The organism is Bacillus sp. ISL-39 (assembly GCF_018613295.1).
GTDB lineage: Bacteria > Bacillota > Bacilli > Bacillales > Cytobacillaceae > Mesobacillus.
Genome location: NZ_JAGGQM010000023.1, coordinates 38,314 through 51,766 on the forward strand (window position 1 = coordinate 38,314; position 13,453 = coordinate 51,766).

General features: G+C 42.1%; 12 protein-coding genes and 1 pseudogene. 9 read left to right on the forward strand and 4 right to left on the reverse strand.

Annotated elements, in window-relative coordinates:
- Nucleotides 1-5 precede the first annotated feature (5 nt).
- Nucleotides 6-1,106 carry a selenide, water dikinase SelD gene (selD, locus tag J7E37_RS16795; protein WP_215025370.1) on the reverse strand — a complete coding sequence of 367 codons (1,101 nt, stop codon included), beginning with the start codon at nucleotides 1,104-1,106 and terminating at the stop codon, nucleotides 6-8.
- A gap of 141 nt (nucleotides 1,107-1,247) precedes the next feature.
- Here selD and J7E37_RS16800 point away from each other — a divergent pair.
- Together J7E37_RS16800 and selA are read left to right on the forward strand one after the other, a co-directional pair.
- Nucleotides 1,248-1,436: pseudogene (locus tag J7E37_RS16800) on the forward strand (Rdx family protein); the annotation flags it as partial.
- Between the two features lie 122 nt (nucleotides 1,437-1,558).
- Nucleotides 1,559-2,965, forward strand: coding sequence for an L-seryl-tRNA(Sec) selenium transferase (gene selA, locus J7E37_RS16805; RefSeq protein WP_215025373.1), 1,407 nt, complete (start codon nucleotides 1,559-1,561; stop codon nucleotides 2,963-2,965).
- 73 nt (nucleotides 2,966-3,038) lie between these two features.
- Here the strand turns inward: selA and J7E37_RS16810 are convergent, their stop codons facing one another.
- A complete protein-coding gene (locus J7E37_RS16810) occupies nucleotides 3,039-3,182 on the reverse strand; it encodes a small acid-soluble spore protein P (RefSeq protein WP_023614207.1) in 144 nt (47 codons plus the stop codon).
- A gap of 113 nt (nucleotides 3,183-3,295) precedes the next feature.
- Here J7E37_RS16810 and J7E37_RS16815 point away from each other — a divergent pair, with 113 nt between their 5' ends.
- Nucleotides 3,296-3,553, forward strand: a complete 258-nt coding sequence (locus J7E37_RS16815; protein ID WP_214779084.1) for a hypothetical protein — start codon at nucleotides 3,296-3,298, stop codon at nucleotides 3,551-3,553.
- A gap of 36 nt (nucleotides 3,554-3,589) precedes the next feature.
- On the opposite strand, the gene sspO is transcribed toward J7E37_RS16815, so the two are convergent.
- Entirely contained in the window at nucleotides 3,590-3,739 is a 150-nt protein-coding gene (gene sspO / locus J7E37_RS16820; RefSeq protein WP_192472394.1) for a small acid-soluble spore protein O, read from the reverse strand.
- A gap of 332 nt (nucleotides 3,740-4,071) precedes the next feature.
- Here sspO and acnA point away from each other — a divergent pair, with 332 nt between their 5' ends.
- From acnA to J7E37_RS16835, 3 genes are all read left to right on the forward strand, one after another.
- A complete protein-coding gene (acnA, locus tag J7E37_RS16825; RefSeq protein WP_215025376.1) occupies nucleotides 4,072-6,780 on the forward strand; it encodes an aconitate hydratase AcnA in 2,709 nt (902 codons plus the stop codon).
- Between the two features lie 405 nt (nucleotides 6,781-7,185).
- Entirely contained in the window at nucleotides 7,186-7,734 is a 549-nt protein-coding gene (locus J7E37_RS16830; RefSeq protein WP_215025378.1) for a hypothetical protein, read from the forward strand.
- Between the two features lie 305 nt (nucleotides 7,735-8,039).
- Nucleotides 8,040-8,909, forward strand: a complete 870-nt coding sequence (locus J7E37_RS16835) for a DMT family transporter (RefSeq protein ID WP_215025381.1) — start codon at nucleotides 8,040-8,042, stop codon at nucleotides 8,907-8,909.
- Nucleotides 8,910-9,049: 140 nt separating this feature from the next.
- On the opposite strand, the gene J7E37_RS16840 is transcribed toward J7E37_RS16835, so the two are convergent.
- Complete coding sequence (locus J7E37_RS16840; RefSeq protein ID WP_214779074.1) at nucleotides 9,050-10,336, reverse strand: NCS2 family permease; 1,287 nt, start codon at nucleotides 10,334-10,336, stop codon at nucleotides 9,050-9,052.
- 136 nt (nucleotides 10,337-10,472) lie between these two features.
- Here J7E37_RS16840 and J7E37_RS16845 point away from each other — a divergent pair, with 136 nt between their 5' ends.
- The 3 genes from J7E37_RS16845 to mtnA all read left to right on the forward strand — a co-directional run bounded on the left by J7E37_RS16845 (nucleotide 10,473) and on the right by mtnA (nucleotide 13,165).
- Nucleotides 10,473-11,363: a LysR family transcriptional regulator gene (locus J7E37_RS16845; protein WP_215025384.1), complete on the forward strand. Its 891-nt coding sequence runs from the start codon at nucleotides 10,473-10,475 to the stop codon at nucleotides 11,361-11,363.
- 61 nt (nucleotides 11,364-11,424) lie between these two features.
- Nucleotides 11,425-11,961 carry a DUF3231 family protein gene (locus J7E37_RS16850; RefSeq protein WP_214779356.1) on the forward strand — a complete coding sequence of 179 codons (537 nt, stop codon included), beginning with the start codon at nucleotides 11,425-11,427 and terminating at the stop codon, nucleotides 11,959-11,961.
- A 154-nt stretch (nucleotides 11,962-12,115) separates the two neighbouring features.
- Complete coding sequence (gene mtnA / locus J7E37_RS16855) at nucleotides 12,116-13,165, forward strand: S-methyl-5-thioribose-1-phosphate isomerase (RefSeq protein WP_215025387.1); 1,050 nt, start codon at nucleotides 12,116-12,118, stop codon at nucleotides 13,163-13,165.
- Nucleotides 13,166-13,453: the final 288 nt, after the last annotated feature.

Consider the following 13,453-nt stretch of genomic DNA (forward strand, 5'->3'; position numbering starts at 1 on the left):
TGATTTCACCTTTTCACATAGATTAGTTTATCTTGCTTTTCTATGACTTTCCCGACTATAGCTGCATGAACAAGCCCTTTATTCTTCAAGGCTTCCACGTACTTACCAGCTTCGTTTTCAGGAAGCGCAACAAGTAGTCCTCCAGAAGTTATTGCATCACAGAGTACTAATTGCTCTTCTGTAGAAATATCTTCATACTCCACATCGCCATCCAGCCATTTATGGTTGGATTTTGAGCCTCCAGGCACGACTCCTCTTGCAGCCAACTCATATGTACCATCTAATACAGGTACATCCGATAAAGAAATCTCAAAGCTGACATTGCTGCCACGTGCAATCTCGCTCCCATGCCCAAGCAGGCCGAACCCTGTGACGTCGGTTACGGCGTGGGGGGTAAAGTCTTTCAGCGCAGCTGCAGCAGACTTGTTCAGTAAAGCCATAGTTTCGGTCACTTCCCGCTCTTGATCAGCAGTTACTGCGTTGCGCTTGATTCCTGTCGTCAGGATTCCAACACCGATTGGTTTTGAAAGAACAAGCACATCACCTGGTTTTGCACCGATATTTTTCCAGATGGCACCAGGGTGGGCAAGCCCAGTTACAGATAAGCCGAATTTAGGTTCCTGGTCATCAATTGAATGACCGCCAACCGTCACTGCTCCAGCTTCCTTCACTTTGTCACTGGCACCTCTTAATATTTCAGCGAGCATATCCGGACCAAGCTTTTTGATAGGATATCCCACCATATTAAGGACTGTTTTAGGTTCGCCGCCCATTGCGTAGACATCACTTAGTGCATTGGCGGCAGCAATCTGTCCAAACATATATGGATCATCCACTACAGGGGTGAAGTAATCTATTGTTTGAATCAGGGCGATATCTTCTGTAAGTTTATATACACCTGCATCATCGGAAGTCTCATGTCCGACAAGCAATTCAGGAACATAATCCTGTTCTGGCAATAGACGCAAAACTTGCGTCAAGTCCTCGGGACTGATTTTGCATCCTCAGCCAGCCTTTGTTGATAGTGAAGTCAAACGGATTTTCTCGTGTTCACTCAACCTGATCACCTCCACAAAAAGTATACTCTTTCTTGTTTTTAAAATCATCCTTAAGCTATTATTATTTGCACTGACATTGACTTTACACTAAAATGACAATAAATATAATATATAGTTATACAGGGGGATTCAATAATGGAGAATTTTCAGGTAACCATCCAATTTTGCATGCAATGAAACTACGCACCAAAAGCCGCGAGTTTCGCGGAAGAGTTATTCACTCATTTTCGAAGCCGAATTGAAAAGATGGAGTTGATTCCGGCTTCAAAGGGAGCTTTTGAAGTTACTATAAATGGCCAGACAATTTATTCAAAACTTGATACAGGTGTTTTTCCTGATTCAGACGAAATCATCAAAAAAATGGAAGCAATGAATTAATGCCCTGGCTTTTTTAGCCGGGCTTTTTTCATACCATTCAAGTTCACCGTTTTGAAAAAACTTATATATGGGCAATAATGATATAATTAATGAATGCACAACCGTGGTGGGGGAGATAGATTTTGAAACAATTATTAAGGCAGCTTCCTGCTGTCCATGAATTACAGAAGGATTCCAGGTTTCTTGATTTAATCAAGAAGCATGATGCAGACGGAGAACGTTTCACAGACATCATCAAAGATGTTTTAAATAAAATCAGGAAAGAAATTGTCAGCGATAAATGGAGTGGTCCAGAGCCTGGCACCAATCTGTTTATTGACGAGCTTTTTAATTTGATCGATTCATCAGCAACAGAAAGATTTGACTATACACTTAAAAGGGTCATTAACGCAACAGGGACCATTTTACATACGAATCTTGGAAGGGCACGGTTGAGTGAGAGTGCAGTGAAGCATGTGGTAGAAACCGCGAGGAATTATTCCAACCTTGAGTATAAGCTTAAGGAAGGTGAGCGTGGATCCAGGCACAGCCATGTTGAAAACCTTGTTAAACAAGTCACCGGCGCTGAAGCAGCGATGGTCGTCAATAATAACGCAGCAGCTGTTTATTTAATCATGAGTGCACTCGCCAAAAACAAAGATGTCATTGTTTCACGTGGGCAGCTTGTTGAAATCGGGGGCTCATTCCGGATCTCTTCTATTATGGAAGAAAGCGGAGCTCATTTAGTGGAAGTTGGGACAACCAACAAAACACATTTATATGACTATGAGCATGCGATTACAGACAATACTGCGATGATCCTGAAGGTTCATACGAGCAATTTCAAAATATATGGATTTTCAAAAACAGTTGAAACAAATGAATTGGCCCAACTATCTGGTAAGCACAATCAGGTTATTTTTTACGAAGATCTTGGAAGCGGTGTTCTTTATGATTTCACTCGCCATGGTATTGGGGAAGAACCCGTTGTCGGTGAAGTGCTTAAAATGGGGGCCGACATTGTATCCTTCAGCGGAGATAAACTGCTCGGAGGACCACAGGCTGGTATTATCGCCGGGAAAAAAGAACTGATTGATAAGTTAAAGAAACACCAGCTGGCGAGAGTAGTTCGAGTCGATAAAATGACACTAGCGGCACTAGAGGGTACTTTAATGGATTATCTAAGGGGAGAGCAGGGGTTATTCAATATTCCGACACTAAGAGACTTACTTGCTCCCGCAGATGAACTTAAAGGAAGATCGGAGCGCTTTGCCCAGGAAATTAATTCTTTTGTAGGTGAGCTAAAAGCTGTTGTGAATGAAGGAACTAGCCAGGTCGGAGGCGGGACAATGCCTGATGTCCAGCTGCCCACGTATCTAGTCTCGGTCAGCCATCCGGAGGTCAGCGCTGAACATATTGCCAGAAAGCTAAGGACGGAATATTCACCGGCAATCGTTGTACGGATACAAAAAGAAGAGGTTAATGTCGATCTTCGGACGGTTACAGTTAAAGAAGAAAGATTTCTTTTGGATGCGTTTAAACTAATTTAGAAAGTAAGGCCTGCCATTTTTACTGGCAGACCTTACTTTCTTTTGGTTTGTTCGGCAGAAGCGGCTTAAGCATTTACATGTCGTGATGTGAGTTATGTTTTTGACGAGTATGGTTTCGGTTTTTAACCTTTTTTGATCCGCTTAATGGAGCAGGCTGGCTGTCTTGATCACCCTTAGGAGCATTTTTGCGCATATCCTTGGAATCATTTTTGTTCATTGCTCATCCCTCCTGACTTTAGGATTGGATTTTCAAGCGAATTTATACTGAATAAATTACTTGTAAATGAGCAATTTAACGGTATAGATTTATTACATCAGGAGGAATCACACATGCCTTATAATAAAGATAAACAGCAAGCCTTTCAGGCAGCACAGCAAGGCTTCGAAGACGCACAAGGGCTGTACTCGGAAATTGTCCGGGACAGCGCAAGCTATGGTCACCAGCTAAAGCATCTTAAAAATGAAGTGAATGAAGCATTCCAGCAAATCGAAAATGCTCTTGAAAACGCATCTGAACATCAACGTGCGCAGCTTGAAAGGTTCCAGCAGGACTTGCAAAGCATTGTAAAAGAAGTAAACATGGAGTAATAGTAAAAGCGGAAGAGGCCTTCCGCTTTTGTGATTTTATTGATTCTTTTTTCGTTTCTTATTATTTTGTTTTTCCAGTTCAGATAATGGTTCGTTAGCCATTTCTTCGTTGAACCCTGCACCGTTGCCTTGAGCTTTTGCAGCATTAGCACCTGGAATAACATGATTTGCTTTTCTTTTCACCATAAAATTCACCTCCATCTGACATATTTTTTCCCATTCAGCCTTGCACAATCCGACCTTTTCATTTTTGTAAAATAGTTTTCGATTCAAGCGGAGTAAAATAGACCAGGAATTCTTCTTTGATAAAATCCCATTAAGATTATTTTAATCATGTATATGATTTTTATAATAAGAAAAACTTATCAACCACAATAACTTTCTTGTTATTTACTTATACACAAGGTTATATTAATATGAAATTGTGAGAAAAGTTAGGATGGGATACAAGATTCAAACTTTTCGACAATTACTTTTATTTAGTTTATGATGTTTACGTAGAAGAAGGGGGTAAACATATGTCAAACCAAGATGTTTTTAACGCCCGCAGTTCATTTGAAGTTGACGGGAAACGCTATCATTACTATAGCCTGGCAGCACTAGAAAAGGCTGGAATCGGCAATGTATCAAAACTGCCTTACTCTGTTAAGGTATTGCTTGAGTCCGTGCTTCGCCAGCATGATGGCTTTGTAATCACTAAAGAGCATGTTGAAAATCTAGCAAAATGGGGAACTAGCGAAGTGAAAGAAGTGGATGTGCCTTTCAAGCCTTCACGTGTCATTCTTCAGGACTTCACTGGTGTACCTGCAGTTGTTGACCTTGCTTCCCTAAGAAAAGCAATGGCTGACATGGGTGGAGACCCACAAAAAATCAATCCAGAGAAGCCGGTTGATCTTGTAATCGACCACTCTGTACAGGTTGATAAATACGGAACTCCAGACGCGCTTAATGTAAACATGGAGCTTGAATTCGAACGTAATGCTGAACGTTACCAGTTCTTGAGCTGGGCACAGAAAGCTTTCGATAACTACCGTGCTGTTCCGCCAGCAACAGGTATCGTGCACCAGGTTAACCTTGAGTACCTTGCAAGCGTTGTCCATGCTGTTGAAAATGCAGATGGCGAATTTGAAACTTTCCCTGATTCATTGGTAGGTACTGACTCTCATACTACTATGATCAACGGTATTGGTGTTCTTGGATGGGGCGTAGGCGGTATCGAAGCAGAAGCTGGAATGCTTGGCCAGCCTTCATACTTCCCGGTTCCAGAAGTAGTAGGTGTTAAATTAGTAGGAGATATGCCGAACGGCGCTACTGCAACTGACCTTGCATTAAAAGTGACTCAGGTTCTTCGCAGCAAAGGCGTTGTTGGTAAATTCGTCGAGTTCTTCGGACCTGGCGTTGTCACACTTCCACTTGCTGACCGTGCGACTGTTGCCAACATGGCACCAGAATACGGCGCAACTTGCGGTTTCTTCCCGGTTGACGGAGAAGCATTGGATTACATGCGATTAACTGGACGCACGGAGGATCACATTAAAGTGGTTGAGGCATACTGCAAGGAGAACGGACTATTCTTCGATCCTGCATTGGAGCCAGTTTATACTGATGTTGTAGAAATCAACCTTTCAGAAATCGAAGCTAACCTTTCCGGCCCTAAGCGTCCACAGGACTTGATCCCGCTATCAGATATGCAAAAGTCCTTCAAGGAAGCATTGACTGCTCCTGCAGGAAACCAGGGATTTGGCTTAGACAAGAAAGAAATCGATAAAGAAGCTGTTGTTGAGTTCGCTAATGGTGATCAAACGACAATGAAGACTGGTGCAATCGCCATCGCTGCGATCACTAGCTGTACAAATACATCGAACCCATACGTGCTTGTAGGTGCAGGCCTTGTTGCCAAGAAAGCTGTTGAGCTTGGAATGGAAGTTCCTAAGTTCGTCAAGACTTCATTGGCACCAGGATCAAAGGTTGTTACTGGATACCTTCGTGATTCTGAATTGCTTCCTTACCTTGAAACACTAGGGTTCAACCTTGTTGGGTATGGATGTACTACATGTATCGGTAACTCTGGTCCATTGAAGCCGGAAATTGAAAAGTCTGTTGCTGAAAGCGACCTTCTAGTTACTTCTGTCCTTTCCGGTAACCGTAACTTTGAAGGCCGTATCCACCCGCTCGTAAAAGCTAACTACCTGGCTTCACCGCCATTGGTTGTTGCATATGCTCTTGCAGGTACTGTGGACATCGACCTTCAGAATGATCCTATCGGTAAAGACAAGAATGGCAACGATGTATTCTTCAAGGATATCTGGCCATCAACTGCAGAAGTGAACGAAGTCGTTCACCGCGTTGTTACTCCAGAACTATTCCGCAGAGAGTATGAAACAGTATTCACTGACAATGAGAAGTGGAACGAGATCCAAACAAACAGCGATCCACTTTACACATTTGATGATGACTCAACTTATATTGCAAACCCGCCATTCTTTGAAGGCTTGACTCCAGAGGCTGGGGAAGTTGCTCCATTGAACAGCCTTCGTATTGTCGGCAAGTTCGGTGACTCTGTTACAACTGACCATATTTCTCCTGCAGGTGCGATAGGAAAAGATACACCAGCTGGAAAATACCTGCGTGAAAAGGGTGTAGAGCCTCGTGACTTCAACTCATACGGTTCACGCCGTGGAAACCACGAAGTCATGATGCGTGGTACATTCGCAAACATCCGTATCAAGAACCAAATCGCTCCTGGCACAGAAGGCGGCTTCACGACTTACTGGCCAACGAACGAAATAATGTCCATCTTTGATGCTTGCATGAAGTACAAAGAGCAAGGCACTGGTCTAATGGTTATCGCAGGAAAAGATTACGGTATGGGATCATCCCGTGACTGGGCTGCAAAAGGTACTAACCTATTAGGAATCAAAACTGTTATCGCTGAAAGCTTCGAGCGTATCCACCGTTCTAACCTTGTATTGATGGGCGTACTGCCACTTCAATTCAAAGCTGGTGAAAACGCAGAAACTCTTGGCCTGACAGGAAGAGAATCATTCGATGTGCAGATTGATGAAAAGGTTCGCCCACGCGACATCATCTCTGTGACAGCAACTGACGAAAACGGCAACAAGAAGGCTTTCGAAGCTCTTGTACGTTTCGATTCAGAAGTCGAAATCGACTACTACCGTCACGGCGGGATTCTGCAAATGGTTCTTCGTGATAAATTAAAAGCGTAAAATAATAAAAAAACCCCCCTGATCCTTAAGCGGACCAGGGGGTTTTTGTGTATTGTAGTGCACAAAATCATTGCCTTTAATTCGGTATAAGACCTGAAAAAAATCGCGGCATATTCATGACAGCTTTTTGCCTGTTGGGCTAAAGCTGTCAAGATAATGGGTAATTCATGACAGCTTTTCCACCCGTTGGCGATGTTGGTTTCTTGGACCTGTTAAAGCTGTTGATAGAGTAAAATGATGACTAAATTTACCTTCCTAGACTACTTTAAGCTTGTAAAATTCTCCTCATTCACTAATCTTACAAAATCCGCGAAAACTTCTGATGAATCGACAACTTCTCCTATTGATATTTACTCCCAAAGAGGTATGTTTAAGGTAGATGATGGAATATAAGGAGTGGTTTTTATGGGCCTTGTATCAATAGTAGCAAGAGAGGATTTTATTTCATTGGTAACGGATTATGGGATTCATCAGAAACTCGATGATATCAGATTTAAAGAGTTAATACCAAATACAGCCGTAATTGCTTACTCTGGTGATGAAGAATATGCCATGATGGCCGTCAGCGCTGCTGAAACTCTTGTTATGCAAGGGTTCAGTCTTAAGAAAATGGCTGAATCAATTCAATTATTGATCAATAATCCCACGCTAATGGTAGATGGACAGCCCTTTGAAGCTGTGATTGCGGGGTACTCTCAAAACGGAGAAGCACAGTATCATGTCATCTCCAATATAAACCCCCTTGAATCCTATTACCCTCGTGGTGGTGAGAGTCTCTACTATGTAAACGGTTATGAATCTATGCTTGTACTTGAGAAGTCCTTGAAGATGTATGGCATGGGGACAGTTGACCAGGCGCAAGCGGCACAAATCCATCTGTTGCAGGAAGCTTCAAAGTTCATACCAAACGTTCATACAAACGCATCATCACATGTTCTCAAAAGAGCAAATTAAAACCGCCCTTGGGATTTTTTTAACCTTCTTATCTTGGGTGCATAACTTATAAATGATAATAAGAATGGCGTGTAAACTGACATCAGTTTTGACACGCCATTCTTATTTTTTTTTCGTATCCAAAATAATCAACATTAACCAGTAATCTGACTTAGGTTTTAGTTTGGAAAACAAGGGAATTATCGTTAATACCTTTTTTAAAACATATATTGATGATGAGAGCTTAAAGAGAACTGTTTGCACTTTAATTTTCGTTATTAAGGGTGCGGGATCAAAAAATTCAAGCCACTATAAGGGGGCACAAGATGAAATTTGCAGGGGTAGGCTTAGTTATACTAGCCGCAATATGCTGGGGAATTAGTGGAGGAATTGCCGATATTTTAATGACCAAGGGATGGGATCCTATTGTGATTTCACTATACCGGGGTGCTGTTGGATTTATATGTTTTTTTGCTTGGTTTCTCTTTCACTTTAGACAAAATTGGACTTTCTCCACTCGCTTATACATCTGGTCCCTGTTGGCGGGTGTTGGAGTTGCTGGAAATTTCACTTTTTATTTTCTGGGTATTCAAGCTTCAAGCATTGCTGTTGCTGCTACTTTAATGTACACGGCACCTGTCTTTGTCCTCTTAATATCTTTTTTGTTGCGAATAGAACGTTCAACTTGGTTTAAATGGGGGTGTATTGCAGGTGTACTTATAGGCATTACGCTGCTTACAGGTGCCTACAACACCGAATCAGTTTCAGTGAGTTTTCTAGGAGTGACAGCGGGGCTAGCTGCTGGTCTTTCCTATGCATTATTTATATTTGGGTTCAAAAATGCCTCGTCTATCGGAAAGCCGCAGACAACATTAACCATTTCATTCTTTTCATTATGTCTCATCCTTTTTCTTTTCGCAGACAAAGAGGAAGCAGCTGCTGTGGCTACGTCAAGCGACATAGGATGGTTTCTTCTATTAGGGATCGTGGGTGCTGGATTGTCATTTATATTTTATGTGATTGGCATTCGTAGGACTGCCCCAACAACTGCTTCCATGGTTGCTATGGTAGAGCCAGTGACAGCTTCATTATTTGGCGTACTGATTATGGGAGATCAATTGACCACCATTCAACTTGTTGGAATGATGGTTATCTTGGCTACGATCACTGTACTTAGTGTGAAGCAGTCCGACTGAGAAAGCGAATCTTCACTCAAATAAAAGGTCGAACAATAAGACAAATGGCGCGGACAATTTCCGCGCCATTTGTCTTGTCATTATTGCCCTATGCTACCCAAAACCGAACAGTTTTGGGTTTTTCGAGGCTTTTGATTGTATTAAAGTGCATACTGCAGCACGAAATTGCCAAGGAACAGCAAAGCAATCATATAAAGTGCAGGCTGTATTTCCCGGCCTTTGCCCATCAGCAGTTTTATTAGCGGGTATAGGATAAATCCAATCGCCATCCCGTCAGCAATGCTGTAGGTTAATGGGATCAGAACAATAATCAAAAGTGCTGGGAAGCTTTCCATTAAATCATCAAGCTTGATATTTGCTATATTCTGAAGCATCAATATTCCTATTAAAATCAATACAGGTGATACCGCACTTTCAGGGACTACTTTAATAACAGGAATAAGCACGATCGAAGCCAGGAACAGGACACCTGTAGTAATGCTTGTTAATCCTGTTCGGCCCCCAGCCGCTATCCCTGCAGCACTTTCTACAGATGATACTGTTGGGCTCGTGCCGAAAATCCCTGCAGTGGCAACCGAAATCGAATTAGCCTGGAGTGCCTTCTTACTTTTTTGAGTCTGGTTAAGCATTTTTGTATGGCCATGGATCAGACCGATGTTTTCAAAAATGACGACCATTGCAAGAGAAAAGGCTGTCAGCCAGAAAACAAAATTACCTGCCTGAGCAAATGACAGCTGACCGAAAACCATTGTATACTCACCAATAGATGGCATGGTCCACGAAACTCCACCACTTCCGAAGTCCCCGAAAAGAAGGGAAAGTACAGAAGTGAAAACTATGCTGAGCAATAGATTGCCTGGAATATTTTTAATAAATAAAACAACTGTGACAATTAAACCAACCAATGTGATTAGCGCAGTTGAGCTGCTTAGATCCCCGATTTCTAGGAGGGTATGCTCTGAGCTTGTAATAATCCCGCTATTATCAAAACCAATTAAGATCAACAGTATTCCTATACCGACTGTGATTGCTTCTTTCAATGAGTCAGGAATGGATGCAATGATTGTTTTTGCGAGCGGAGTGAAGGCTAATAGCATGAACAGGATACCAGATACAAATACCATTGCGAGAGCTTCTTGCCATGCGAAACCGCCCGACTGCACGATTGTATAAGTAAACATCGCATTTAACCCCATGCCCGGAATGACTAGAATTGGAGTGTTACTCCAGAATCCCATGAGCAAACAGCCTGCGAACACGGTAAGGATCGTAGCGATGATCCCTGCTTCGAGCGGGATGCCTGCTGCTGCTAATATTGTTGCGTTGACAATGATGATGTATACAACTGTGATATAGGAAATAAGGCCTGCAGATAACTCTCTCCCAATCGTTGTACCATGTGCCTGTAATTGAAATAATTTATCCATTTTTTCTCCTCTCTCTTTTACAGATAAATTTTTCCGTTTTGAAACGAATGAAAATATCGTACCATAGACTTGAGTTATATTTAAAATATATAATTTATATTAAAATCATATCTTTTTTTAAATAGAAGGAGTTTTTATGGATATTAGACAAATGCGTTATTTCATCGCAATCGCCGAAGAAAAGAATATTACTGCTGCAGCACATAGACTTCATATGTCACAGCCGCCGTTAAGCCTTCAATTAAAACAAATGGAAGAAGAACTAGGAGTGATGCTCGTTGAGCGGCATGGAAAAAAGCTGGAATTGACTGATAAGGGTCAGCTGCTATATAGACATGCACTTAACATTGTCCATGCTTTTGAGGAAGTGAAGAATGAACTCCAGGAAACGGATGAAGGGAGGAAGGGGAATTTATCAGTTGGGATCAACACTCTATCTGTGCCGGAATTTCCCGAATGGCTGGAAGCATTTCATTCCTCCTTTCCGCTAGTCTATTTGCGAATTGTACAAAATGATTCGGCTTACTTGGCTGAACTTGTTAAAAACCGAACAATTGAACTGGGGCTGGTCAGGCTTCCATTGGCCAATCAAGATCTAAACTACCTTCATTTATATAATGAATCATTCGTTTTCGTTTGCAGGCAAAACGGACAAGACAAGATATCCATAAAAGAAATCAGCAACTACCCGTTAATTCTTCCATCTACAGAGGGACTGGGCAGCTTCAATATAATCCACGACGCTTTTACAAAAGTACAGCTGCCGCTTCAGGTCATTTGTGAATGCTCCGATATGAATGTCCTAATGCAAATGGTATCCTCAGGTATTGGGTCAACAATTGTTCCTGAATCTGTATTTCAATCATATGGATACTCTGATCTTTTTGCCCATAATATTTCAGATGCTGAGTTGGTTTCATCTGTAGGGCTGATCTGGTTAAAACAACATCACCTCTCCAGGCCGGCAAGAAATTTTATCGAGTTGGTAAAACACAGGCTTGGCATCACTGAAAACGGTCATGAATAAAAGGGTTTTATTCTTCCAATAATAACTGCAAATTCTTTTGCAGAAAGGAAGGTGCCATGCTTTGAATCTTCTTGAAGTGATGAAGGATGCATTCGTCCCTTTTATGGACGGTGACAAAAAGCCATTGCATGTTGGAGAAGTAATGAATCTATGGTTTTATCTCCATGGGACCGAACAAACTCTCCGCTACGATCAGCACGCATATAATTTAGCGCAAGATCCTGAACTCAAAGAAAAAATCACGGATATCATCGAAAATGTACACAGACCAATGATCAAGGAATTAACACAGTTTTTCAAGGATGAAGGAATCCCTCTCCCTGACGTTGGAGCGGAAAAGATGGTCGGTGAATACCAGGGACTTCCTGAAGGCGCAAAGATGAATGATGAGGAAATTGCCAATCTGATTGCTTACAATCTTGTAGTCGGAATCACTTCTGCAACAAGGGGAATTACTGAATCTGTCAGGTCGGATGTTGGTTACTTATTTGCAAAATACCATATGATGAAAATCACCTTTTCTTTGACATTTAAATCGCTTATGCAGGAAAAAGGATGGTTAAGAGTTCCACCATACTATATTACTGGTAAACAGTAAAAGCAGCGTCAATTGGCGCTGCTTTTTGTATGTGTCGACTCTTGCTGAAGGTAGAAACATTTCTTTAAAAATAATTTTCACTTGCCATGGAGCCTATAATTGATAAAATGATATTTAGTTCAGAATTGTCTTAAAAGCCAGAAGGAGGATCACCATGGAAGAATCATTTTTACAGTCCGTCAAGTATGATGGTGAGAAACTATATATATTAGACCAAACAAAACTTCCCCAGGAAACAGAATTCCTTGAAATCGAGAATATTGAAGATGTATGGGATGCGATTAAACAGCTTAAAGTAAGAGGTGCTCCAGCAATTGGCATTGCAGCTGCTTACGGGCTGGCCCTTGGCATCAAGGATGCCCCTGAAAGTGAATATGATGCATTTTATGAGTTTTTTAAAGAGAAAGCAGATTATCTTGCCACATCTCGACCTACTGCAGTCAATTTATTCTGGGCATTGAAGAGGATGGATACATGTGCTAAGCAATCAAGCTCTAAGCCTGTAGCTGAAATAAAAAGGCTACTGGAACAGGAAGCCCATCTGATTCGCCAGGAGGATGAAAATGTCTGCAATTCCATTGGCGAGAATGCTTTAACATTATTTAAAGACGGCATGACTGTGTTAACTCATTGCAATGCTGGTGGCATTGCCACAGCAAGATATGGAACAGCGCTTGCGCCAATCTATTTGGCTAAAGAACGCGGAATGGATATAAAGGTGTACGCGGATGAAACCCGTCCGTTGCTTCAGGGGGCGCGTCTGACAGCTTGGGAATTAATGCAGGCTGGAATCGATGTTACCCTTATCACTGACAGTATGGCCGCCATGGTCATGCAACAGGGAAAGGTCCAGGCAGTCATCGTAGGTTGTGACCGTGTAGCAGCCAATGGAGATGTAGCCAATAAAATCGGGACTTATGGTGTCGCGTTACTTGCAAAAGCCCATAATATTCCTTTCTATGTCGCTGCGCCTTTATCTACAATTGATCTTGATACAAAAACAGGTGATGAGATACCTATTGAGGAACGGGCAGCAGAAGAAATAACTGCAGGTTTTGGAAAATCAACAGCACCTGAAGGCGTCAAGGTTTTCAACCCTGCATTTGATGTAACACCACATCACTTAATAACCGCAATCATTACAGAAAAAGGAATCATGCGAGGAAACTACAGCGAAGAACTGCCGCGTTTGTTTGAACAATAAGCATGGTTGTATGCCAGGGATGCACTCCCTGGCTTTTTTTTGCGCATGGATAGTTTGGATTTAGATGGGGCAGAGTTCTAAGACAATAGCGTGTGTGTCGATTGATTTTGTCCGAAGAGGACCCAGGTTCGGACAAAACAGAGCGAGTGCAGGTTGATTTTGTCCGAAGATGCCCCAGGTTCGGACAAAACAGCGAGTGCAGGTTGATTTTGTCCGAAGATGCCCCAGGTTCGGACAAAACCAAGCGAGTGCAGGTTTATTTTGTCTGAAGAGGACCCAGGTTCGGAC